This window comes from Micromonospora sp. NPDC048835, assembly GCF_040649995.1.
Lineage (GTDB): Bacteria > Actinomycetota > Actinomycetes > Mycobacteriales > Micromonosporaceae > Micromonospora.
The window spans coordinates 54,572-77,666 of the sequence record NZ_JBEZGM010000017.1; the positions used below are offsets into that span (position 1 = coordinate 54,572).

Consider the following 23,095-nt stretch of genomic DNA (forward strand, 5'->3'; position numbering starts at 1 on the left):
CGAGCGGCCGGCAGGCCTGATCGACCGCCCGGCCGGGTAGAACGGACCCATGAGTACGCACCGGCCGCCCACCCTCGTCCCCGCCGGCAAGCCGTCCTGGCGGCACCGCCGATTCGACCCGGATCACGCGCTGGGCCTACGGCTCACCCTGGCCGCAGCGGCGGCGTTCCTGGTGCTGGTGCCGTTTGCGCTGCTCACACTGCTGGTGCTCGGTGCCTGGGCACCGCTGCACCGGCTGGACACGACGGTCACCGACGCGCTGCACGGCTATGCACAGGAGCACCCGGCCTGGGTCGCGCTGATGCGGGTCTGGAGCGAGGTGTTCGCACCGATGCCGCTGCGCGCCGTCACCCTGCTCCTGGTGGTCTGGCTGCTGCGCCGGGGAGCCCGCCGGCTGGCGCTCTGGGCGGCCACCACGATGGTCGTCGGCGGCCTGGTCGGTCCGCTGCTCAAGCTGCTTGTCGGCCGGGACCGGCCGGAACTGCTGGACCCGGTGGCCCGGGCCGCCGGTTACTCGTTCCCCTCCGGGCACGCGCTGAACGCCACCCTGACCGCCGGGGTGCTGCTGCTGGTGCTCCTCCCGTACGCCGGGCGGGGGGCGGCGCGGGCCGCGCTCTGGGTCTCGTTGGTGCTGCTCACCGTGGTGACCGGGCTGAGCAGGGTGGCGCTCGGCGTGCACTTCACAAGCGATGTCGTGGGCGGCTGGCTGCTCGGGGTGGCGGTGGTCGCGGCCACCACCGCCGCGTTCACCAGTTGGCGGGCAGACACCGGTCTCCGGCCGGTCCGGCCGACCCGTGACGGCGTCGCTCCCGAGGTCGAGCGGCATCCGGGTGCCGCCTGAGGAGTGACGACGCGGCCGGCAGGGTACTGGCCGACCCATGTCCGAGACCGCGGTCCAGATCGTCCGGCGGGTGCTGCTGCCGGTGTCCCTCCTGTTGGGGCTCATGGTGCTGCTCGGGGTGCTTGTCACCCGGGTGTTCGCCAGCATCTGGCCGTTCACCGTGGAGGACACGGTGAACCGGGAACTGGCCGCCGACCGCACCGGTGGGTGGAACAACGTCTCGCTGGTGTTCAGCACACTGGCCAGCACCCAGATGATCGTCGTGGTCACCGTGCTGGTGGCCCTGGCGCTACGGCTCTGGCTGAAGCGCTGGCGGGAACCGCTGTTCCTGTGCGCGGCGGTGACCGCTCAGGCGCTGGTCTTCCTGCTGACCACGATGGCGATCGACCGGCGGCGACCGGCCGTGGAGCACATGGACGTCTCGCCGCCCACGTCGAGCTTCCCGTCCGGGCACACCTCGGCGGCGGTGGCGCTCTACGTGGGCATCGCCGTGCTGATGGCGCTGCGCGCACGGAGCACCGGGGCAAAGGTCGCCTGGTGGACGCTGCTGCTGATGGTGCCGCTCGGGGTGGCCCTGACCCGGATGTACCGGGGGATGCACCACCCGAGCGACGTGGTCGCGTCCTTCATCAACGGAGGCACCTGCGTCGCGATCATGGCTCGTGCCGTGCTGGACCGAGGACTGCGGTGGGGGCGCGCGAAGCTGCCGACCGTCGGGCGTCCCACCCTGCCGGCCCAGAGCTGAGCTGACCCCGCGGCGCCGCTCAGGTGCACTCGCCGGTGCCGACCTGCCGGTTGCGTTCAGCCCCGGCCAACGCCACCGGGCGGGCCTCGGCCGCCGTCACCGCGAAGCCGATGTTCGGGTCGTCGGACGCCGCCGCGAAGATCACGCCGAGCACCAGACCGTTGGCGGAGAGCAGCGGACCGCCCGAGTTGCCGCTGCGGACCAGCGCCCGAATCGTGTAGACCTCCCGGGTCACCTTGGCGGAGGCGTAGATGTCCGGGCCATTGATCCGGTCGACGTCCCGGACCCGCGCCGACTGCGCGTTGTAGGGGCCGTCGAGCGGGAAGCCGAGCACGATGGCGTCGGAGCCGCTACCCGCGTTGCCTGCGGCGAACCGCAGGGACGGGCCGGGCAGCCCGGGCACGAGCAGCACCGCCAGATCCCGGTTCGGGTCGTAGACCACCACCTTGGCGTCGTAGCGCTCGCCGCCCAACTCCACGGCGACCGACCGGGTGCCGGCCACGACGTGCGCGTTGGTCATCACCCGGTCGTCCGCGTACACGAAGCCGGAACCCTCGATCCGGCGTGAGCAACTCGGCGCGGAGCCGAGCACCTTGACGACCGACTGCTTGCCACTGACCACCACCTGCGAGCCGGCCAGGGCCGGATCCGGCGGGTCGACCTGCCGGGCCCGGGTGGGCGCGAGGTCGCCGAAGACGTCCGGGAACCCGTCGGTGTCGACGGTGTCCTCCAACGCCGTGGACAACTGATGGGCCCGCTCCGGCAGGATCTGGTTGACCACCGTGATCAACGCGCTGTTGCGGACCGACGCGGCGAGCCAGGGCACCGAGGACGAGCCGAGCGGCACAGCGACCAGCCAGGCAAGAAGGAGCACCGCGAACAGCGAGACGAACGCCCCGCCGACGTCGTCGGCCCGCTTGCCCACGTCGCTGGTGATCGTCTTGCGCAGGTGCGAGCCGAGCCAGCCGGCGAGTGCCTGCCCGACCACCGCCAGCCCGAAGATGGCCACCAGCGAGATCAACACGCGGGTGCCGGCGTCCACGAACTGTCTGGCGAACATCGGCCCGAGCTGGAGCCCCAGCAGCAGACCGAGGAAGAAGCCGGACAACGACGTGACGCCGATGACGAAACCCTGGCGGTATCCGCTGATCGCGAACACGAGCATGAGCATGAGCAGGACGAGATCCACGACGGACACGGGTCAAGCGTACGGGCAGTGTGCCCGCCGGATGACCATCGCTTGCGGAAGGTGACCGCGCGGTCAGCGTAGGGCGTTCTCGTCAGCCTCGTCGGTGCCGGCGGACGGGGCCGGCGTCGCCCCGGTCGGCGGAAGCTCCACCACCCGGCTGCGCGACCACGGACGGGCCCAGCCGCCCATTTCGAGCAGGGTGGCGAGCACCCCGGCGGTGAAACCCCAGACGAGCATTCCGCGCGCCGAGAACGCCGGCCCGATCCAGCCGCTGGGGTGGCGGACCTGCAGCCGGTTGACCGGGTCGACGAGTTCGCTTACCGGCAGGCGGGCGACGTGGGCCACCTCGGCCGGCTCCCGTGGGTGCACCGGGTGCGGGTCGTGCCACCAGGCCAGCACCGGCGTGACCACGAAGTCGCTTACCGGAATCCACAGCTTCGGCAGCTCGGCCAGCACGGTCACGCTCGCCGGGTCGAGGCCCACCTCCTCGTTCGCCTCCCGCAGGGCGGTGGCACGGACGTCGACGTCCTCCGGGTCGGCCGCGCCACCGGGAAAGGCCGGTTGGCCGGCGTGGTTGCGCAGGGTGGCAGCGCGTTGCAGGACCAGCACGTCCGGGCCCAGACCGGGCTGTTCGCCGAGCAGCACCAGCACCGCGCTCTCCCGGCCACCCTCGGCCGGGGTGGTCAGCCGGGTGAAGTCCTCGGCGCGGGCGGTGCCCAGCCGGGTCAGCAACGGCTCGATCCACTCGGGTGGCCGAACGGTCACGCCGGCACCGCCAGGCCGAGGTGCTGGCGGACCAGCTTGGCGAGCGTGGCGTCGTCGAGAGCGCCGCTGGCGTCGACGTGCCGGACCTGACCGCCGGCGTCGACGAAGAGGGTCAGCGGAATGGCGTTGCGCCTCAGCTCGCGCTGCAGCGCCTCACCCTGGTCGACGAGCATCGGGAACCGGACGCCGAAGTCCTCACCGATGGACTGGGCGCCACTGCGGCTGTCCCGGCTGTTGACCCCGACGACGTGGAGCTGACCGGCCGTCCGCTCGCTCAGACGCTGGAAGGCGGGCAGCTCCTTGCGACACGGCGGGCACCAGGAGGCCCACAGGTTGATGACCGCCGGCCCCGCTATCGCGCGTAGTTCGACGGGGGCACCGCCGGTGAAGCAGGACAGCGACAGCTCCGGCAGCGCCGGCCCGTCGGCAGCGCGGGCCGTCGGGTCGGAAGACGACGTGCCGGAGCCGGGCGATGCCGGCGTCGCCGTGCCGGAGCCGGGCGACGCGGGTGTGGGCGTGCCGCCGGGCGACGCGGACGTGGGCGTGGGCGGCGCGCTCAGCGTGGTGCAGTCGCGGAACGGCGACGGGCGCTCGGCGGCGACCGGCCGGGGGGCCGGTCCGTCGTCGGCCGGGCTGCTGGTGCAGCCGGCGGCGGCCAGCAGCAGCGGCAGGACGACAAGCGTGAGGCGGCGCTTCACGGCACCTCCGCAGCGACCGCCACCGCGGGCACCAGATCCGGATCGACCCCGGCGGCAACCGCGAGGTCGCGCGCCCGAGGGCCCTTGAGCAGCTTCGCGGCGGCGGCCGGCTCGGTCGGGCCGCTGCCGTAGGAGGGGCAGAGCTTCGCGAGGGTGCACGCGCCGCAGGCCGGCTTTCGGGCGTGGCAGACCCGTCGCCCGTGGAAGATGATCCGGTGCGAGAGCATGGTCCAGTCGCGCTTGTCGTACAGCGCGCCGATCGCGTGCTCGATCTTGACCGGGTCGGTCTCGGCGGTCAGCCGCCAGCGCTGGACCAGCCGCTGAAAGTGCGTGTCGACGGTGATGCCCGGGACGTCGAAGGCGTTGCCGAGGATCACGTTCGCGGTCTTGCGGCCGATGCCGGGGAGCGTCACCAGATCCGCGAGCCGGCCCGGGACCCTGCCGTCGTATCGGTCGAGAAGCGCCTGACCGAGCTTGAGCAGCGAGTCGGTCTTGTTGCGGTAGAAGCCGGTGGGCCGGATCAGCTCCTCCATCTCGCCCCGGTCGGCGGCGGCGTACGCGGCAGCGCTCGGGTAGCGGGCGAAGAGCTTCGGGGTGACCTCGTTGACCTTCTTGTCCGTGCACTGGGCGGACAGGATCGTGGCGACGGCCAACTCCAGGGCGTTGGAGTGGTCCAGCTCACAATGCGCATCGGGGTGGGTCTCGGCAAGCACCCGGCCGATCTTGCGGGCACGACGTTTACGCCCGAGGTCGGTCTCGCTGGCACCGGGAGGGCTACTGGTCACGACGGTCAGCCTACGTCGCACCCCGGACGACCTTGCTCGGGTCAGCCGCCGGTCGGCGGCGAGATCTTGCCCTGTCCGTCCAGACGGGCGCCGCCCTTCGGGAAGTCGGAGCGGCTCAACTCGGTGACCAGGCCGAGGCCCCGGTCGTCCTCGTCCATCGTCGGCTTGCCTGCCGAGTTCATGTACGTCGAGGTGAACGTGCCACCGGCCCAGGTGCCGTCCGGCTTGAGCGACACCTTCAGCACGCCGCCCCAGCCGAGTCGACCCGCGTTGCTCAGCGAGTTGCCACCGCCGGCGAAGTTGCCGAGGCTGTACGCGATCAGACGCCCCTGGTAGAACTCCATCCCGCGCAGCACGTGCGGGCCGTGCCCGACGATCAGGTCGGCGCCGGCGTCGATCATGGCGTGCGAGAACTTCACCGGGTCACCCCGGTTCTCACCCAGGAACATCTCGGTGCCCGGCTTCACCCGGGTCTTGTCGGCGCCCTCACCGCCCATGTGCACCTGCACGACGACCAGATCGGCCATGGTGGCGGCCTTGGCGACCACCGCCTTCGCCTTGGCGATGTCGACGAGACTGTTCGACCAGACGTACGACGAGAAGCCGGCAATCGCGACCTTGACGCCCTTGACGTCGACCACGGTGATCTCGTTCGGCGCTCCGGTGTGCTCCAGGTCGTACTTCTTCAGTGCCTTCTGGGTGTTCTCGTAGCCCTTGGGCCCGTAGTCGTAGCCGTGGTTGTTGGCCTGGTTGAGCACGTCGAAGCCGGCGTCCCGCAGGTGCCCGGCGTACTCCGGTGGCGCGCGGAACTGGAAGCAACGGGTGGAGTTCGCCCCGCACTTGCCCGTGCCGGTGTCGACGGTCAGCGGCTCCTCCAGGTTCCCCATCACCAGGTCGGCCTTGAGCGCCTCGGTGACCGAGTTGAAGAAGCCCTTACCGCCGGCGGCGGGCAACCGGCTGGGGGCGTTGCCCATGATGATGTCGCCGGTGGCGGAGAGCGAGATCGCACCACCCTGACCGGCGGGTCCGCTGCCCTTCGGGCCGGCCGTGGAGACCGGCGCGCCGGTGCCACCTCCTCCCGCGCCGGGCTGCCAGACGGGTGCCTCGCCGCCGGAGTCGGCACAACCGGCCACGAGGAGGGCAGCCAGCAGCGCGGCGAGGCCGAGGGCGACGCGGCGGCGCGGGCGGGACGCGAGAGGGGCGGGAGCATACATCGCCCGCGACCCTACCCGTCGTTAAACGCGCCGACGCCAGCCGATCGGGTGGTCTTCTCGACGGTGAGCTGCTCGGACCACGGCACGACCGGCCGAGCACCGCCGACAAGCACCGCCGCGTGCACCGCCCGGGCGAGCGGGGCACCCCAGGCGGAGCGCGGCCCGCCGTAGGCGGCCTCCGGTCCGTCCACCGGACAGAGCACGGTGACCGCGTCGGTGGGCGTGCCGGTCCCGGGCACCCCCAGCTCGGTGATCGCCTGGGTCTTCGCCTCGGTCGCGGTTGCCACCGCGTTGACGAGCGCCGAGTCGGCGAGCCGGGCCGGCACGTACACCACGATGTTGACGGTGCCGACGCGGTGGACGAGCGCGGCCGGCGTCGGCGCGGCCGCGGGCACCGGCGTGCCGAGCCCGACCGTCACCCAGGCCCGCACCCCGGTGTCGGTCCGCGCCACCACCTCGGTCACGTCGACGCCGGTGAGCAGACCAACCCCGGGCCCGTCGAGGGCCAGCTCGGCGGCGAGCGAGGCCAGGTGCGCCGCGGGGTCCTCCCGGTCGTACGACATGGGTACGGTCGCGTTCAGCACCCACCGCCGGACCCCGATGCCACCGCCCAGCGGGCCACTGCTGACCGCCCGCAGGGGGGCGTCCGCGTGCCAGACGAGCAGCGGGACACTCCGCCCGTCCTCGGCGCGGCTGGTCAGAATCGGGTCGCTCAGCACGTCGGGCAGGTTACGCCCACCGATCAAGATTCCAGGGGCGACCTCTGATTCATGCTCATGTGCGCCTAGACTTGGCGGCGCGCGAGGGGATCAGCGGACGGCGGCCCCGGCCGACGGACGGCACGCGCAACCGGAGGTGGCGCAATGGACGAGGTACTGGCCCGCAGCGGGATCTTCCAGGGTGTCGACCCGGAAGCTGCCGAGGCGCTTGCCAAGGAGATGGAGACGATCGAGGTCCGCAAGGGCGAGATCGTCTTCAATGAGGGCGAGCCCGGTGACAGCCTCTACATCCTGCTGTCCGGGAAGATCAAGGTTGGTCGCCGCGCTGCGGACGGCCGGCAGAACCTGATCGCGGTGATGGGGCCGTCGGACATGGTCGGCGAGCTGTCGCTCTTCGACCCGGGTCCGCGTACGGCGACCGCCACCGCGGTGACCGACACCCGGCTGGTGCGGCTGCGCAAGCAGGCGCTGCGGCCGTGGCTGAACAACCGCCCGGAGATCGCCGAGCAGTTGCTCCGGGTGCTCGCCCGGCGGCTGCGCCGGACCAACGACTCGCTCGCCGACCTGATCTTCACGGACGTGCCGGGCCGGGTCGCCAAGAACCTGCTCCAGATGGCGGGCCGCTTCGGCACCCGCGACGGCGGTGTCCTGCGGGTGACCCACGACCTCACCCAGGAGGAGATCGCCCAGCTCGTCGGCGCCTCCCGGGAGACCGTCAACAAGGCGCTCGCCGACTTCGCCTCGCGTGGCTGGTTGCGGCTGGACGGCAAGAGCATCATCATCCTGGACCCGGAGCGTCTGGCCCGTCGCGCCCGCGTCTGAGCGGCACCCACCGTCCCCGCCTGCCGTCACCGACGATGGGCGGGGACGGTGTCGTTCGTCTGCCTGACGCAGAATCGCTGGCCTTACGGCGGTGCCGGCGGTGAGGGTGGGGCCATGCTGAACAGCGTTGCCGTGCTCTCCGACATCCATGGTGTCCTGCCGGCGCTGGAGGCCGTGCTGGCCGAGCCGGACGTGGCCGCCGCCGATCTGATCGTGCTCACCGGCGACATCGCCGCAGGCCCGCAACCGGTCGAGGTGCTGGACGTACTCGCCGACCTGGGCGATCGGGTGTGCTGGGTAGGCGGCAACTGCGAACGCGAGCTGGTCCAGGCCCGAGCCGGCCGGCCAGCCTCGATCGAGGTGTCGAACTGGGCCGCTGGGCAGCTACGTGACGACCAGTTGGCCCGGCTCGCCGCACTGCCGGCGACGGTGACGCTGGAGATCGCCGGCCTCGGGCCGACCCTGTTCTGCCACGCGACGCCCCGCGATGACGAAGAGGTCGTGCTCGTCGACTCCCGGATGGCACGCTGGGTGGAGGTGTTCGACGGTCTACCCGCCGAGGTCTCCACAGTCGTCTGCGGCCACACGCACATGCCGTTCACCCGGTTGGTCGACCGACGCCTGGTGGTCAACCCGGGCAGCATCGGCATGCCGTACGGGGGCGCCGGTGCGTGGTGGGCGCTGCTCGGGCCGGGCGTACAACTGCGCCGCACTGCCTTCGACGTGGACGCGGCCTGCGCCCGGGTGGCGGCGGAGTCGACCTTCCCCGACGCCACCGCCTGGGCCGACGAGTACCTCCGCTCCCAGCACAGCGATGCTGACGCACTGGCCGTCTTCGGCCCCCGCGACGGCCGCTGATCGAGCTTCTGCTTGGCAACGGCCTGCGGACGGCCGGCTCAAGTGGCGCGGCCAAGGGGTGACAGACGGGGTGGACCGCCCTTGGATGACAGTCTTGGCCCCTTTGGAGCTGAATCGTTTGCGACATCAGCACATCCGGTGGGCGGACGACGTCGACGGCCCAGACCGACGGTTGATTCGTTTACGACATCAGCTCCATAGGGAGGCTGAGCCAGTATTGGGGGATCAGGGTGGGGCGCGCGCATCGGGTCAGCAAGCGCGGGCCGGGCTAGAGAAGCGGGCCGGGCTAGAGAAGCGGGCCGGGCTGGCCAGACCCCGGGCACGCGCACCAGTTTGCCGAGACCCTGGAAAAAGTCAGTCTTGACTGTTTGTTTCTCAGGCCGCAGGCTGTCCCCGTGCCCACCGCATCGACGCGCGTACCTCAGCAGGAACGCAGCCGCGCCACCCAGGCCCGGCTGCTGGAGGCGACCGTCGAGTGCCTGATCGAGCACGGCTGGTCCGGCACCACGACCACGGTCGTCGCGGCGCGGGCCGGTGTTTCGCGAGGGGCTCAACTGCACCACTACCCGACGAAGGCGGCGTTGGTGACGGCCGCCGTGGCTCATCTGGCCGAGCGCCGGGCCAACGAGTTGCGCACCGAGGCCGAGGCGCTTCCGGCCGGCCCGCAGCGGTTGGACCGGGTCGTCGACCTGCTCGCCGTGGCGTTCACCGGGCCGTTGTTCGTGGCCGCGCTCGAGCTCTGGGTCGCGGCCCGCACCGATCGGGAGCTTCGGGACGCCCTGGTGCCGCTGGAGGCGACGGTCGGGCGGGAGATGCACCGGCTCACCGTCGCCCTGCTCGGTGTCGACGAGCGTCGACCCGGTGTTCGCGAAGCCGTGCAGGCCACGCTCGATCTGCTCCGCGGACTCGGGGTGGCCAACCTGCTCAGCGACGACTCGGCCCGCCGTGCCGCCCTTCTGACCACCTGGAAGCGCCAGCTCGCCACCCTGCTCACGCCCTGACCGCCGGCCGCACCGGCCACCACCGACCGGAGGCACCATGGTCGACCTCAGCGACCTGCTCGTGGACCTTGCCGACGAGTCCGCCCAGTTGGACGCCCTGGTGGCGCCGTTGCCCGCAGCCGACTGGGCGAGGCCGACCCCCGCACCGGGCTGGAGCATCGGGCATCAGATCGCCCACCTCGCCTGGACCGACCACGTCGCGCTGTTGGCGGCGACCGATCCCGAGGCGTTCTACGCGACGGTGACCTCCGCACCGGACGTGACCCGGCTCGTCGACGTCGGCACCGAGGAGTTCCTCGCCCCGCCGGCCGACCTGCTGGCCCGTTGGCGGGCCGGCCGTACCGCGCTCGCCGACGCACTGGCCGCCGTTCCGCCCGGCGGGAAGGTGCCCTGGTACGGCACCCGGATGTCGGCCACCTCGATGGTCACCGCCCGGCTCATGGAGACCTGGGCGCACGGTACCGACGTGGCCGACGCCCTCGCCGTGGTCCGCCCCGACAGCGACCGACTTCGGCACGTGGCGCACCTGGGCGTGCGTACCCTCGGGCACGGCTTCGCCGCGCACGGCCGGGAGGCACCGACGGCGCCGGTCCGGGTGGAGCTGGTCGGGCCCGGAGGCGACACGTGGAGCTGGGGCCCGGCGGACGCCGCCGACCGGCTCACCGGCCCGGCTCGGGACTTCTGCCTGCTTGTCACCCAGCGCCGGCACCGCGCGGACCTCGCTCTGGTCGCCACCGGTCCGGTGGCCGACGAGTGGCTCGACGTGGCGCAGGCCTTCGCCGGGCCGCCGGGTGACGGCCGGAAGCCGGCCAGCGGGAACGGGGTACGGGCATGATCCGCATCGGCAATGCCTCAGGCTTCTACGGCGACCGGTTCACCGCCTGGCGGGAGATGCTCGACGGTGGTGAGCTGGACGTGCTGACCGGCGACTACCTGGCCGAGTTGACGATGCTGATCCTCGCCCGGGACCGCCTGCGCGACCCCGGCCTGGGCTACGCGAAGACGTTCCTGCGGCAACTGGAGACCTGCCTCGGCACCGCCCTCGACCGCGGGGTGCGGATCGTGACGAACGCCGGCGGGTTGAACCCGGCCGGCCTGGCCGCCGCCATCGAACAGCTCGCCGACCGGCTCGGCCTGGTGGCCCGGGTCGGGTACGTCGAGGGCGACACGATCCGGCGGCCGGACGCGCTGAGCGCCAACGCGTACCTCGGCGCGTTCGGGATCGCCGCCTGCCTCGACGCCGGTGCGGACGTGGTGGTCACCGGCCGGGTCACCGACGCGTCGCTTGTGGTCGGCCCGGCCATCGCCAGGTACGGGTGGGGCCGCGACGACCTCGACGAGCTGGCCGGAGCCACCGTCGCGGGGCACCTCGTCGAGTGCGGCGCACAGGTCACCGGGGGCAACTTCAGCTTCTTCACCGAGCTGCCCGACGGGGGGCATCGGCCCGGCTTCCCGATCGTCGAGGTGCACCCCGACGGTTCATCCGTGCTCACCAAGCATCCCGGCACCGGCGGCGCGGTCACCGTGGAGACCGTCACCGCCCAACTCCTCTACGAGGTCGGCGGGCCGTCGTACCTCGGGCCGGACGTGGTCACTGCACTCGACACGGTGGCACTGCACGCCGACGGGCCGGACCGGGTCCGGATCTCCGGTGTACGGGGCACACCGCCACCACCCACGCTCAAGGTGGGCGTCAACAACCTCGGTGGCTTCCGCAACTCGATGACGTTCGTACTCTGCGGACTGGACATCGAGGCGAAGGCGGCGCTGGTTCGAGGGCAGATCGAGGAGACGGTCGGCAAGGACGGGTTGGAGTTCACCCTCGCTCGGACCGACCACCCGGACGCCTCCGACACCGAGGCGGCGAGTGCGCTGCTGCACGTACACCTGCGCGACGGTGACAAGGCGCGGGCCGGGCGGGCTTTCTCGGCCGCCGCGGTGGAGTTGGCCCTGGCCTCGTACCCGGGCTGCACGTTGACCACCCTGCCCGGGGACGCGACACCCTACGGCGTCTTCACCGCCGATGCGGTGCCGCAGGACGCGGTGGCGCACGTCGCGGTGCTGCCCGGCGGTGAGCGGGTGCCGGTCGCCCCGCCGATCCGTACCGCTTCGACCCCGCCGGACGAATCGGCCGCGGGGGGTGAGGCGCCGGTCGGCGGCCCGACCCGGCGCGGCGCGCTCGGTGAGGTGGCCGGTGCGCGTTCCGGGGACAAGGGCGGGGACGCCAACCTCGGTGTCTGGGCGCGCACCGACGCCGGCTACGCATGGTTGCGCACCTGGTTGACTGTCGACCGGCTGGCCGAACTGCTGCCGGAGACCGCGCCGCTGTCGGTGCGCCGGTACGAGCTTCCGAATCTGCGTGCGGTCAATTTCGTGGTCGAGGGGCTGCTCGGCGCGGGGGTGGCCGCGTCCATCCGGTTCGACCCGCAGGCCAAGGCGCTCGGCGAGCTGCTGCGCGCCCGCATCGTCGACCTCCCCGACGGGGGAGCGGCATGACCATCGTCGACACCCCCGAGCGTCGGCAACTGCGGGAGCTGACCCGGGCCTTCGTGAGCCGGGAGGTGCTGCCCCACCTGGGCGACTGGGAGCGGGCCGGTGAGGTGCCTCGGGCAGTGCACACGACTGCCGCGAAGATCGGCCTGCTCGGCATCGGCTTCCCGGAATCGGTGGGTGGCAGCGGCGGTGACCTGCTCGACTCGATCATCGTGACCGAGGAGCTGATTCGCTCCGGCGGCTCGTCCGGGTTGGTGGCGGCGCTGTTCACGCACGGGATCGCGCTGCCGCACATGGTCGCGGCGGCCGGTGCCCGCACCGGCGGGTCGCTTGGCGGCCGGCTCGGTGGCGTGTCGTCCCCGGGCGACGACAGTCTGATCGAGCGGTACGTCCGACCCACCCTGTCCGGCACGATGATCGGCGCGCTGGCCATCACCGAGCCGGACGGCGGTTCGGACGTGGCAGGCATCCGTACGACCGCTCGCCGCGACGGCGACCACTACGTGGTGAACGGCTCGAAGACGTACATCACCAGTGGGCACCGGGCCGACTTCGTCACCACCGCCGTCTGCACCGACTTCCCCGGCAGCGGTGAACTCACCCTGCTGGTCATCGACAAGGGGTCACCCGGGTTCACCGTGGGACGTCGGTTGGAGAAGCTGGGCTGGCACTGTTCGGACACCGCCGAGCTGTCCTTCGTGGACGTGCGCGTGCCGGTCGCCAACCGGATCGGCGCGGAGAACACCGGCTTCCTGGCGATCATGCAGCACTTCGCGGCGGAACGGCTGTCGCTCGCGACGCAGGCGTACGCGACCGCGCAGCGCTGCGTCGAACTGGCGGTGCGCTGGTGCCGGGACCGGGAGACCTTCGGGCGTCCGCTGGCCAGCCGGCAGCTGGTCCGGCACCGGTTGGCCGAAATGCACACCCGCGCGGAGGCGGCCCGGTCGTACGTGCACGCGGTCGCGGGTCGGGTTGCCGCCGGCGAGCCGGTGGTGACCGAGGTGGCGATGGCGAAGAACGTGGCGGTGGCCGCCTGCGACCACGTCGTCGACCAGGCGTTGCAGCTGCACGGCGGCTTCGGCTACCTGCGCGACGCCGAGGTGGAGCGGCACTACCGCGACGCGCGGATCCTCGGCATCGGCGGCGGCACCACCGAGATCATGAACGAGATCATCGCGAAGGGCATGGGTCTGTGAGCGCGAGGAGTGAGCCGATCTTGCGAGCCCCGCAGTCGCGAACCAAGGAGGCACGGTGACGATCCTGGACAGCGCAGTCGATCCGGCCTCGCCCGGGTACGCCACCAACCGGACGGCGTTGCTTGAACGGCTGGCCGAGTTGGACACCGCGCTCGATCAGGCGCGCGCCGGGGGCGGCGAGAAGTACGTGTCCCGGCACCACGCGCGCGGGAAGCTGCTCCCCCGGGAGCGGATCGAGCTGCTGGTGGACGCCGACAGTCCTTTCCTGGAGTTGTCGCCGGTCGCCGCGTACGGCTCGGACTTCCCGGTCGGCGCCAGCGTGGTCACCGGCATCGGCGTGGTCGAGGGCGTGGAGTGCCTGATCGTCGCGAACGATCCGACCGTACGCGGCGGTGCGGTCAACCCGTGGTCCCTCGCGAAGACCCGGCGGGCCGGCGAGATCGCCCTGGCCAACCGGCTGCCCATGGTCAACCTGGTCGAGTCGGCCGGGGCGGACCTGCCCACCCAGGCGGAGATCTTCATCCCCGGGGGTCGGGTGTTCCGAGACCTCACCCGGCTCTCGGCGGCCGGAATCCCCACGGTAAGCGTGGTCTTCGGCAACGCGACGGCCGGCGGCGCGTACGTGCCGGGGATGTCCGATCACGTGATCATGATTCGGGACCGGTCACAGGTCTATCTGGCCGGTCCACCGCTGGTGAGGATGGCGACCGGCGAGGTCACCGACGACGAGTCACTCGGCGGCGCGGCGATGCACGCCGGCACGTCCGGGCTCGCCGACTACCTGGCCGTCGACGAGCGGGACGGCATCCGGCTGGCCCGGCAGTGCGTCCGCCGGTTGAACTGGCGCAAACAGGGCCCGTCGCCGCGGACGGCGGTGCCGCAGCCGCCGAAGTACGACCCGGAGGAGTTGCTCGGCATCACCAGCGCCGACCTGAAGGTGCCGTTCGACCCCCGGGAGGTGCTGGCCCGGGTCCTGGACGGCAGCGACTTCGACGAGTTCAAGCCGGCGTACGGGGATGCGCTGGTCACCGGCTGGGGTGAGCTGCACGGTTACCCGGTGGGGGTCCTCGCCAACGCCCGGGGTGTGCTGTTCAGCGCGGAGGCGCAGAAGGCGGCCCAGTTCATCCAGCTCGCCAATGCCTCGAACACCCCGTTGATCTTCTTGCAGAACACCACCGGCTACATGGTCGGCACCGAGTACGAGCAACGCGGCATCATCAAGCACGGCGCCCTGATGATCAACGCGGTGTCGAACTCGACGGTGCCACACCTGACGGTGAACCTGGGCGCCTCCTACGGGGCGGGCAACTACGGCATGTGTGGCCGGGCGTACGAGCCGAGGTTCCTGTTCACCTGGCCGAACGCGAAGTCGGCGGTGATGGGTCCGGCGCAGCTCGCCGGGGTGCTGTCGATCGTGGCCAGGCAGGCGGCCGCCGCCCGGGGGCGCGACTACGACGAGGAGTCCGACGCGGCGATGCGGATGATGGTCGAACAGCAGATCGAGTCGCAGTCCGGCGCGCTCTTCCTCTCCGGCCGGCTCTACGACGACGGGGTGATCGACCCCCGGGACACCAGGACCGTCCTCGGGCTGTGCCTCTCGGCGATCCACAACGGACCGGTGAAGGGCGCCGAAGGCTTCGGCGTCTTCCGAATGTAGGAAAGGCTCAGGGAGCATGATCAACCGACTGCTCGTGGCCAATCGGGGCGAAATCGCCCGCCGGGTCTTCGCCACCTGCCGGGCGATGGGTGTGCAGACCGTCGCCGTCCACTCCGACGCGGACGCCGACGCGCCGTTCGTGGCCGAGGCCGACCAGGCGGTCCGGTTGCCGGGTGCGACGCCGGCCGAGACGTACCTGCGGGTCGATCTGATCCTGGACGCGGCCCGCAAGGCCGGCGCGGACGCGGTCCACCCGGGCTACGGGTTCCTCGCCGAGAACGCCGAGTTCGCGGCAGCGGTGACCGACGCGGGGCTGACCTGGGTCGGGCCGCCGGCCAAGGTGATCGCCGCGATGGGTGACAAGCTCGCGGCGAAGGCGTTGCTCGCCGAGGCGGGTGTGCCGATGCTGCCGAGCTGGACCGACGCCGACGAGGTGGACGATTTTCCGGTGCTGGTGAAGGCGTCCGCAGGTGGTGGTGGGCGCGGGATGCGGATCGTCCGGGACATCGACGAGCTGGCCGAGGCCGCCGCCAGTGCCAGCCGGGAGGCGGCCTCCGCGTTCGGCGACGGCACGGTCTTCATCGAGCGGTACGTCGAGCGGGGCCGGCACGTGGAGGTGCAGATTCTCGGGGACTCGCACGGCCGGGTGGCCGCCCTCGGGGTGCGGGAGTGCTCGATCCAGCGCCGGCACCAGAAGATCGTCGAGGAGGCCCCCGGGGTGCTTCCGGAGGAGGTACGCGCCGCGCTGCACGAGGCGGCGGTGTCCGCCGGACGTGCCGTCGACTACGTGGGTGCCGGCACCGTGGAGTTTCTGCTGGCTCCGACAGGCGAGTTCTTCTTCCTGGAGATGAACACCCGCTTGCAGGTGGAGCACCCGGTTACCGAGCTGACCGTGCCCGGCGGGCTGGATCTGGTGCGGTGGCAACTGCTCGTCGCCGAGGGCGCGGCGCTGCCGGAGGACCTGCACGAGCCGGGCGTACGCGGCTGCGCGATCGAGGTGCGCCTGTGCGCCGAGGACCCGGCGCAGGGCTGGCGACCCGCGACCGGTGTGCTGCACCGATTCGCGATCGCGGGGGTCGACCGGGAGTTCGGTGGCCTCCAGCAGGCCGGCCTGCGGCTGGATTCAGGCGTCGCGACGGGCTCCGCGGTGAGCGTGCACTACGACTCAATGCTCGCCAAGTTGATCGCCGTGGCACCGACCCGGTCCGAGGCGGCCCGGGCCCTGGCGGGCGCGCTGGCCCGGGCCGAGCTGCATGGGGTGGCCACCAACCGTGACCTGCTGGTCCGGGTGCTGCGCAGCCCGGAGTTCGCGGCCGGCGACATCGACACCGGTTTCCTGGACCGGCACCCGGAGGTCTTCTCGCCGCTGCTGCCTGCCGATCAGGTTCCACTCACCGCCCTCGCCGCAGCGCTGGCGGGCGCCGCACACCGCCGGGCGACCGCACCGGTGCTGGGCGGGCTCCCCTCCGGCTGGCGCAACGTGCCAGCAGTCCCGCAGGTCAGTCGCTTCGTCGGGCCTGACGGCGACGAGATCGAGATCCGCTACCGCCTGGATCGGACCGGCCGGCTCGCCGACTGGTCCAGCGCGTCCCCGGCCGAGGGCTCCGCCGAGCGTCCCAGCGCACCCACCGTGGCGGTGGTCGAGGCCACCCCGGACGGGGTGGTGCTCGACGTCGACGGGGTTCGCCGCGCGTATCGCGTACACCGGGTGGGGTCGGCTGTCTTCGTGGACGGCCCGGACGGGGCGGCGAGCCTCGCCGAGCTGCCGCGTCTTCCGTTGCCCACCGCGGCGGTGGCGGCCGGGTCGCTGCTCGCGCCGCTGCCCGGCGCGGTGACCCGGGTGCACGTCCAGGTCGGCCAGCGGGTCACCGCGGGCGACCCGCTGCTCACCCTCGAAGCGATGAAGCTTGAACATCCCGTGCTCGCCCCGGTCGACGGGGTGGTCACCGAGTTGCCGGTGCCGCCCGGCGGTCAGGTGCAGACGGGCGCCGTGCTGGCCGTTATCGACGACGAAAAGGACTCGTGATGACCTTCGACCTCACCCCCGAGCAGGACCAGTTGCGTGACGCCGTGCGGGCGCTCGGTCGCCGGTACGGTCACTCCTACTTCGTCGAGAAGGCGAAGTCCGGCGAACACACCACCGAACTCTGGGCGGAGGCCGGCCGGCTCGGCTATCTGGGGGTCAACATCCCCACCGAGTACGGCGGCGGGGGCGGCGGCATCACCGAGCTGGCCATCGTCTGCGAGGAACTCGCCGCCGCCGGCTGTCCGCTGCTGCTGCTCGTGGTCTCCCCCGCCATCGCGGCCACCGTGCTCAGCCGGCACGGCACCGAGGAGCAGCGCAAGCGGCACCTGCCGGGCCTCGCCGACGGCTCGCAGAAGGTCGTCTTCGCGATCACCGAGCCGGAGGCCGGCTCGAACTTCCACCGGCTCGGCACGGTGGCCCGCCGCGACGGTGACGGTTGGCTGCTCAACGGCCGCAAGTGCTACATCTCCGGCGTCGACGAGGCCGGTCACGTGCTGGTGGTGGCCCGCGTCGCCGTCGACGACGGCCCAGCCGGCTCAGGGGATACGCCTCCGCAGAGGCTCAAGCCGGCGCTGTTCCTGGTGCCGACCGACGCGGCCGGGCTGACCCGGTCCAAGCTGGACATGGAGATCGTGTCCCCGGAGAACCAGTTCCTGCTCTACCTGGACGACGTACGGGTGCCCGCCGACGCCCTGCTGGGTGAGTCGCTCGACGCCGGGCTGCCGGCGCTCTTCGCCGGGCTCAACCCGGAGCGGATCACGGTGGCCGCGATGGGCGCCGGCACCGGGCGGTACGCCATCGAGCGGGCCAGCGAGTACACCGCCACCCGCAAGGTCTGGGGTGGGCGGAGCATCGGCTCCCACCAGGGCGTGTCGCATCCGCTTGCCCACGCGGCGGTGCAGGTGGAACTGGCCCGCCTCATGATCCAGAAGGCGGCCACCCTCTACGACGCGGGCCGTGACCTGGAGGCCGGGGTGTCCGGCAACATGGCCAAGTACGCGGCCGGGGAGGCCGCCGCACTCGCCGTGGACACCGCCGTCCAGGTGCTCGGCGGTGCCGGCATGACCACCGAGTACGGCGTGGCGACCCTGCTCGGCGCGGTCCGAGCGGGTCGGATCGCCCCGGTCAGCCGCGAGATGATCCTCAACTTCGTGGCCCAACACGTCCTGGGCCAGGACAAGTCCTACTGACCCGACCCGCCGTGCCCGCTCGCCGGCGTCAGGCCGGGATTCGGCAGGCGGCGTCGATGCGGTGGACCGGGCGGACCCGACGCCCCATGCCCTCCAACAGCGAATCCTCGACGTGGAAGTCGTGAATGCGCAGTTGGTGGCGGGGTAACTCCTCCTCGCTCGGGCAGAGCACCTGAGCACGCACCAGGCCGACCGGGACGTACCGGACGCCGCCCCGCTCCTGAAGGATCACCATGTTGACGTCGTCGGTGGTGACCACGTGCCCGCGTACGTCCTCGGTGGGCCCACTCTCCGGGCCCACCGTGGTGACCGTCAGCGGCAGCACCGGCGTGCTGATCACCGGCACCGCAGCCCAGACCAGGGTGGCCAGCACCGCCACCTCCGTCACCGACGCGAGCGGTCGGATCACCATGCCCGGCAGCGGCCCCGCGATGAACAGGGCCAGCAGCGGCGGCACCACGATGAGCGCCAGCACCAGCCACTCGTCGCCCTGCCGCACCGCGTCACGCATCGTGGGCAGCATCAGCCACCCGTACCCGGCGAGCAACGCGCCGACCAGCAGCAGCCGAGGCACGGCCCGCTCGTGCAACCGCCCGGGACGCAGTTGGAACGCGGCCACGAACGCCGGCAACAACAGCGGCAGGTAGAGCAACGGCCAGGTGATCAGGGCGAGCAGGAAGCTGGCCAGCACCACCCAGGCCGGGGTGATGTCGGCCCAGCGGGCGAAGAGCGGACGCCGACGGGAGCCGGGCGGCAGCCGATCCGCGCTCACGGCCAGCACCGCGCCGAGCGCGAAGACGGCGACCAGGCCGGTGGAGAGCAGCCGGGCCGCAGTGGTCAGGAAGCCGGCGAGCAGGTTGACCGTCCCGACGTTTGCCACCAGCAGCAGCGTGGTCTGGAGTTCGCCGCCGGCCTCCACGCCGAGGCGGAGCACCGAGAAGATCGCCGGTACGCCCACCACTGCCGTCCAGAACGACTGGCTGGCGCGGGCGCGCCGCTCGGCCGGATCCCAGCGGACCCGCCCGGGTTCGACCTCGGCGACGACCGGCTCGGCCGGTTCGGCGACCGGCACGCCGGCCGGCCAGGCGACCGCACTCCCCGCACCGGCCGCCGGAGGGTCGACGGTCGGCGGCGACGCGGCCGTACCGTGGATTGTGGGCGCGTCGGCGGGCACTGCCGTGCGGGGTGGCGGGACCGGCCCGTCAGCGCCGGTGGCGGTCGGCGTCGCGCTCACTTCGCCGGCGCCTTGTCGTCGAAGTCGACGAGCTTCGGCACCTCCAGCGGTTGTGGCTGGCGCTTCTCGGCCTTCAACCACGGGCCGAGGGTGCGGTTGTACGCGGTCTGCCAGGGGCTGGCGTCGCCGTCCCGGCCCTGCTCGTAGCTCTTCTGCAGGAAGTACGCGACCAGGTCGCGCAGCGCCGGATCACCGATCGGCACGCCGATGCCCAGCAACTCGCTGGTGCCGAACGGCATGTCGACGATCTCGAACTCCTTGGGGAAGCTGGCCAGGAAGCCGGCGAGGATCGACTCGTCGGAGCTGACCGCGTCGTAGCGGCCCTTGCGGATGCCATCGACGCAGTCGCCGACGTCCTTGACCACGAACGTCTTGACCTGGTGCTTCTCCAACTCGGCCTCGGTGGTGGAGCCGCCGCTGGTGCAGACCTTGTAGGCGGGGTCACGCAGGTCCTCGATGGTGCGGATGTCGTCCTTGAGGCGGACCGGCACCATCACCTCCTGCGTGGTGACGAAGTACGGCCCGGCGAAGCTGACCAGCTTCTTGCGGTCCTCCGTCATGGAGAAGCTGGACACGACGAGGTCGACGGTGCCGCCCTGGAGCGACGGGATGCGGTCCTCGGTGGCGACCGACACGAACTCCAGCCGCTGGTCGCCCTCGTAGCCGAGGGAGGCCGCGATGTACCGGGCGATCTCGACGTCGAACCCGACGTGCTGGCCGTTGCGCAGGTCGCCCATGAGCGGCTCGTTCGTGGCGACACCGATCCGGAGCTTCGACTGACCGTAGATGTGCGTCTCGCGCATCTTCTCCTGCACGGACGGCAGCTCCGGTTCCTGCCGGCTGTCGCAACCGGCGGCGGCGGCGAGCACGAGCGTGAGAGCGACCGCGAGTGTCGACGCGATCGAGCGGAGCCGGGTTTGCGAACTGCCTGAGTTCATTGGCGACCTCGCTGCCGGAAGAGCCTGCGGGACACCGAGAGTAGCCGTTCTTGTCGAATGCGTGTGCAAGCGCCGGAGCATGTCGGACGGGGCGTCCGGATCGACGTCGATCGGCGCGGCGGTCGGCTCTGCGGTTGACAGCCGGGCTCGTCACGACATGCTGGACGGGTGAGCCGATTGTCCAGACCCGATGCGCGTACGGTGGCGGTGCTCGCGGCGCTGGGAGCCCTCGTGCCGCTGGTCATGCTCGTTGTGTGGCGCCGACAGGACCTCCTCGGCGTGGCTCTCGCGCTACTCAGCGTGCTCATGATCATGGTCGCCGGGGTCGCGATCTCCGCCGCCCGTCAGGTCGACGATCCGGAGCCCGTGGATCGGTCGGCAGCCGTCGGGCCGCCCGAGCTGATGCCGTACGGGATCGACGCGGACACCCTCGACGCGCTTGACAGCCGGGACGCGTTGCGTGCGGTGCGTGACCGCCGACGCGGGTCGAACGGGCTCAGCGGCCGGTGAGCGTGGGCGCGGTGAGCGCGTCCACGCCGCGCCCCGCCAGACACCTGTAGGTCCGATCGATGCTGCCGTCCACCGGCGGCAGCACCTCCAGGTGCCAGCCGGTCGGCTCGGCGATGCCGGTGGTCAGGCGGAAGGTGGTGGCGCTGCACACCTGCCGCACCGGCTGAGCCGCCGCCACCTCGTCGTAGTCGGCGCCGACAAGCGACACCGGCAGGATGCCCTCGGCGTACGTCTCCCAGGTGTGCCGGCCGACGCAGGACAGCCGGGCCGCCTCGGCGCGGCTGCCGCGGATCCGTACCGGGCCGAAACACTCCAGCTCAGGCAGGCACCGGGCACCCTCGGGCAGGGCGGTGGGCGCACCGGTATCGGTCGTGCAGCCGGGCAGCGGCCCGGTCGCCGGTGCGGCGATCTGGGTCGCCGACGGGTACGGGGCGGGTGGTGGCGCCCGGTCGGCGACCCAGGCCCCGGCGGTCGCGGAGGCGGCGAGCGCGAGCACGCCGGCCCCGCCGAAGAGCCAGCGTCGCCACCGCCGACCGACGGGGACCGCCCGCTGCGTGTCCTCGATGGGCGGTCGGGGCACCGGCCGGCTGGCCGCGTACGGGCCGGAGAGCGTCGCGGCGCCGCTGACCGGAGCGCCACTGACCGGGGCCGCCGGCGAGCCGAGTGGCAGGTTGCTGAGCAGGTCGTGCAGCTCCAGGGCGGAGGGACGCTCGGCCGGGTCGTTGGCCATGCCGGCGCGCAGCACGTCGATCAGCTCGTCGGGCACCCCGGGGAGGCCGGGAATCGGCTGGTTGAACATCTCCAGCACGGTGACCAGGCTCGGGTTGCGCTCGGACTGCCAGCGCGGAGGTCGGCCGTGCATCACCGCGTAGAGGGTGGCGCAGAGCGCGTACACGTCCACGGCCGGCGACGGCGGGCTGTGGCTGAACATCTCCGGCGGCGCGTACGCCGGGGTGAGCACCTCCAGGGTGACCGAGGCGTCCCGGTGCTCGGCGAGGACGGCGAGCCCGAAGTCGGCGAGCACCGCCGAGTTGAAGGGCGAGTGCAGGATGTTCGCCGGTTTCACGTCCCGGTGCAGCACCCCGGCGGCGTGCGAGTGGGCGAGCGCGTCCGCGATCTTGATGCCCAGGTCGCGCGCCTCCACCGGGCCCAGCGGTGAGGTACGCATCCGTTCGGCGTACGAGCCGTCGCAGAGTTCCATGATCAGGTAGGGGTGCTGGTCGACGGTGACCCCCACGTCGAAGAGGTCCACCACGTGCGGGTGTGACGACATCCGCCCGGCCGCCCGCGCCTCGCGCAGGAAGCGGGCCTGATCCCGTTCGCTGTCAAGCGTTCGGTTCTCCACCTTGACGGCGACCTCGCGACCCACGGAGATCTGGGTGGCTTGGTAGACGGTCGCGTACCCGCCCCGGGCAAAAACCCGCAAATCAGTCAGACCGGGCACGATCGGCACTGGCACGCCGCCGGTCGGGGTGTCGGTCACCGCTCGAAAATACCCAACCCGACCGATGGCTCAGTGCACCGCGTCCGCCGGAGCCGCACCGGCGGGGCCGGTACCCTCCTCGGCGACCGCAGCCGTCCCGGCACCCTCGGACGATCCGACCTGACCGGCCGGGACGCCCCGACGGGCATCGAGGCGCAGGCCGATGGCGGTTGCCACGGCCCCCAGCCCTTCCCACGCCGCCACCCCGAAGAAGCGGTCGGGGGCGATGTCGGCAAGCACCGCGATGGTGAACACGGTGAACGTGACAAGCCGGAACACCACTGTGAACCGGTAGAACGACCGCCACTCGGTCACCGTGGCGAGCAGGTAGTAGACGCCCATGTTGAACGCCGCCATCGACGACGCCAGCAGGAACGTGCCGGTGTGGTCACCGACGGCCCGCGTCTCCGGCACCTCGAACCCGAGCATGCGCAGCTGCGCCTCCGGCCAGAGCAGCCCGACCGCGCCCATCACCAGCGCCAACACGCCGAAGACCGCGATGGTCCAGCCCGCGATGGATCGCGGCAGCTTCATGAAGGGCCTCCCCAGGCACGGCGACGGTCACCACTGTGGACCCGTACGCGGTGGTGACACGCTAGCCGCTCACCCCGACCACCACATCCCCAAAACCGCCAAAACCTGCCCCCCCCCCCCCCCCCCCCCCCACCCCCCCCCCCCACCCCCCCCCCCCCCCCCCCCCCCCCCCCCCCGGGGGGGGGGGGCGTGTCGGG

The 23,095-nt window shown here is 72.0% G+C and carries 22 protein-coding genes; 12 read left to right on the forward strand and 10 right to left on the reverse strand.

Translation table 11 applies throughout. From position 1 onward, the window contains the following. The first annotated feature begins 49 nt into the window (after positions 1-49). Together AB0C15_RS20920 and AB0C15_RS20925 are read left to right on the forward strand one after the other, a co-directional pair. Positions 50-841, forward strand: coding sequence for a phosphatase PAP2 family protein (locus AB0C15_RS20920; RefSeq protein WP_357354306.1), 792 nt, complete (start codon positions 50-52; stop codon positions 839-841). A gap of 37 nt (positions 842-878) precedes the next feature. Then, positions 879-1,586 (forward strand): phosphatase PAP2 family protein, encoded by a 708-nt coding sequence (locus tag AB0C15_RS20925; RefSeq protein WP_357354308.1) that lies wholly within the window; start codon positions 879-881, stop codon positions 1,584-1,586. A 19-nt stretch (positions 1,587-1,605) separates the two neighbouring features. On the opposite strand, the gene AB0C15_RS20930 is transcribed toward AB0C15_RS20925, so the two are convergent. The 6 genes from AB0C15_RS20930 to AB0C15_RS20955 all read right to left on the reverse strand — a co-directional run bounded on the left by AB0C15_RS20930 (position 1,606) and on the right by AB0C15_RS20955 (position 6,956). Continuing rightward, entirely contained in the window at positions 1,606-2,784 is a 1,179-nt protein-coding gene (locus AB0C15_RS20930; RefSeq protein ID WP_357354310.1) for a MarP family serine protease, read from the reverse strand. Between the two features lie 63 nt (positions 2,785-2,847). Next, entirely contained in the window at positions 2,848-3,540 is a 693-nt protein-coding gene (locus AB0C15_RS20935; protein WP_357354312.1) for a CoA pyrophosphatase, read from the reverse strand. Beyond that, positions 3,537-4,238 carry a redoxin domain-containing protein gene (locus tag AB0C15_RS20940; protein ID WP_357354314.1) on the reverse strand — a complete coding sequence of 234 codons (702 nt, stop codon included), beginning with the start codon at positions 4,236-4,238 and terminating at the stop codon, positions 3,537-3,539. Before AB0C15_RS20940 ends, AB0C15_RS20935 begins: the two co-directional genes overlap by 4 nt. Beyond that, a complete protein-coding gene (nth, locus tag AB0C15_RS20945; RefSeq protein WP_357354316.1) occupies positions 4,235-5,023 on the reverse strand; it encodes an endonuclease III in 789 nt (262 codons plus the stop codon). The genes AB0C15_RS20940 and nth overlap by 4 nt, the downstream gene beginning before the upstream one ends. Before the next feature lie 41 nt (positions 5,024-5,064). Beyond that, positions 5,065-6,237, reverse strand: a complete 1,173-nt coding sequence (locus tag AB0C15_RS20950; protein ID WP_357354318.1) for a CapA family protein — start codon at positions 6,235-6,237, stop codon at positions 5,065-5,067. Between the two features lie 11 nt (positions 6,238-6,248). Beyond that, a complete protein-coding gene (locus tag AB0C15_RS20955; protein WP_357354320.1) occupies positions 6,249-6,956 on the reverse strand; it encodes an adenosylcobinamide amidohydrolase in 708 nt (235 codons plus the stop codon). A 144-nt stretch (positions 6,957-7,100) separates the two neighbouring features. Here AB0C15_RS20955 and AB0C15_RS20960 point away from each other — a divergent pair, with 144 nt between their 5' ends. From AB0C15_RS20960 to AB0C15_RS21000, 9 genes are all read left to right on the forward strand, one after another. Continuing rightward, entirely contained in the window at positions 7,101-7,778 is a 678-nt protein-coding gene (locus tag AB0C15_RS20960) for a Crp/Fnr family transcriptional regulator (protein WP_007466162.1), read from the forward strand. A 114-nt stretch (positions 7,779-7,892) separates the two neighbouring features. Continuing rightward, positions 7,893-8,636: a metallophosphoesterase family protein gene (locus AB0C15_RS20965; protein ID WP_357354322.1), complete on the forward strand. Its 744-nt coding sequence runs from the start codon at positions 7,893-7,895 to the stop codon at positions 8,634-8,636. Between the two features lie 395 nt (positions 8,637-9,031). Beyond that, the gene (locus AB0C15_RS20970; protein WP_357354324.1) at positions 9,032-9,637 is read left to right on the forward strand and encodes a TetR/AcrR family transcriptional regulator; all 606 of its coding nucleotides are present in this window, start codon (positions 9,032-9,034) and stop codon (positions 9,635-9,637) included. Positions 9,638-9,674: 37 nt separating this feature from the next. Next, positions 9,675-10,472 (forward strand): TIGR03084 family metal-binding protein, encoded by a 798-nt coding sequence (locus AB0C15_RS20975; protein WP_357354325.1) that lies wholly within the window; start codon positions 9,675-9,677, stop codon positions 10,470-10,472. After that, positions 10,469-12,133 carry an acyclic terpene utilization AtuA family protein gene (locus AB0C15_RS20980; protein WP_357354327.1) on the forward strand — a complete coding sequence of 555 codons (1,665 nt, stop codon included), beginning with the start codon at positions 10,469-10,471 and terminating at the stop codon, positions 12,131-12,133. The genes AB0C15_RS20975 and AB0C15_RS20980 overlap by 4 nt, the downstream gene beginning before the upstream one ends. Beyond that, positions 12,130-13,326 carry an acyl-CoA dehydrogenase family protein gene (locus tag AB0C15_RS20985; RefSeq protein WP_357354329.1) on the forward strand — a complete coding sequence of 399 codons (1,197 nt, stop codon included), beginning with the start codon at positions 12,130-12,132 and terminating at the stop codon, positions 13,324-13,326. The genes AB0C15_RS20980 and AB0C15_RS20985 overlap by 4 nt, the downstream gene beginning before the upstream one ends. A 55-nt stretch (positions 13,327-13,381) precedes the next feature. After that, positions 13,382-14,983 carry a carboxyl transferase domain-containing protein gene (locus AB0C15_RS20990; RefSeq protein ID WP_357354331.1) on the forward strand — a complete coding sequence of 534 codons (1,602 nt, stop codon included), beginning with the start codon at positions 13,382-13,384 and terminating at the stop codon, positions 14,981-14,983. Between the two features lie 16 nt (positions 14,984-14,999). After that, complete coding sequence (locus tag AB0C15_RS20995; protein WP_357354333.1) at positions 15,000-17,009, forward strand: biotin carboxylase N-terminal domain-containing protein; 2,010 nt, start codon at positions 15,000-15,002, stop codon at positions 17,007-17,009. Beyond that, complete coding sequence (locus AB0C15_RS21000; protein ID WP_357354335.1) at positions 17,009-18,199, forward strand: acyl-CoA dehydrogenase; 1,191 nt, start codon at positions 17,009-17,011, stop codon at positions 18,197-18,199. The genes AB0C15_RS20995 and AB0C15_RS21000 overlap by 1 nt, the downstream gene beginning before the upstream one ends. A gap of 28 nt (positions 18,200-18,227) precedes the next feature. Here AB0C15_RS21000 and AB0C15_RS21005 read toward each other — a convergent pair whose 3' ends face one another. Both AB0C15_RS21005 and AB0C15_RS21010 read right to left on the reverse strand, forming a co-directional pair. Then, positions 18,228-19,433, reverse strand: a complete 1,206-nt coding sequence (locus AB0C15_RS21005) for a hypothetical protein (RefSeq protein ID WP_357354337.1) — start codon at positions 19,431-19,433, stop codon at positions 18,228-18,230. Continuing rightward, a complete protein-coding gene (locus AB0C15_RS21010; protein ID WP_357354339.1) occupies positions 19,430-20,371 on the reverse strand; it encodes a transporter substrate-binding domain-containing protein in 942 nt (313 codons plus the stop codon). Before AB0C15_RS21010 ends, AB0C15_RS21005 begins: the two co-directional genes overlap by 4 nt. A 177-nt stretch (positions 20,372-20,548) precedes the next feature. Here AB0C15_RS21010 and AB0C15_RS21015 point away from each other — a divergent pair, with 177 nt between their 5' ends. Next, entirely contained in the window at positions 20,549-20,881 is a 333-nt protein-coding gene (locus tag AB0C15_RS21015) for a hypothetical protein (protein WP_357354341.1), read from the forward strand. Here AB0C15_RS21015 and AB0C15_RS21020 read toward each other — a convergent pair. Then, entirely contained in the window at positions 20,868-22,364 is a 1,497-nt protein-coding gene (locus tag AB0C15_RS21020) for a serine/threonine-protein kinase (RefSeq protein WP_357354343.1), read from the reverse strand. The two genes, AB0C15_RS21015 and AB0C15_RS21020, sit on opposite strands and share 14 nt — an antisense overlap. Positions 22,365-22,394: 30 nt before the next feature. Continuing rightward, complete coding sequence (locus tag AB0C15_RS21025) at positions 22,395-22,898, reverse strand: hypothetical protein (protein ID WP_357354345.1); 504 nt, start codon at positions 22,896-22,898, stop codon at positions 22,395-22,397. Positions 22,899-23,095 lie beyond the last annotated feature (197 nt).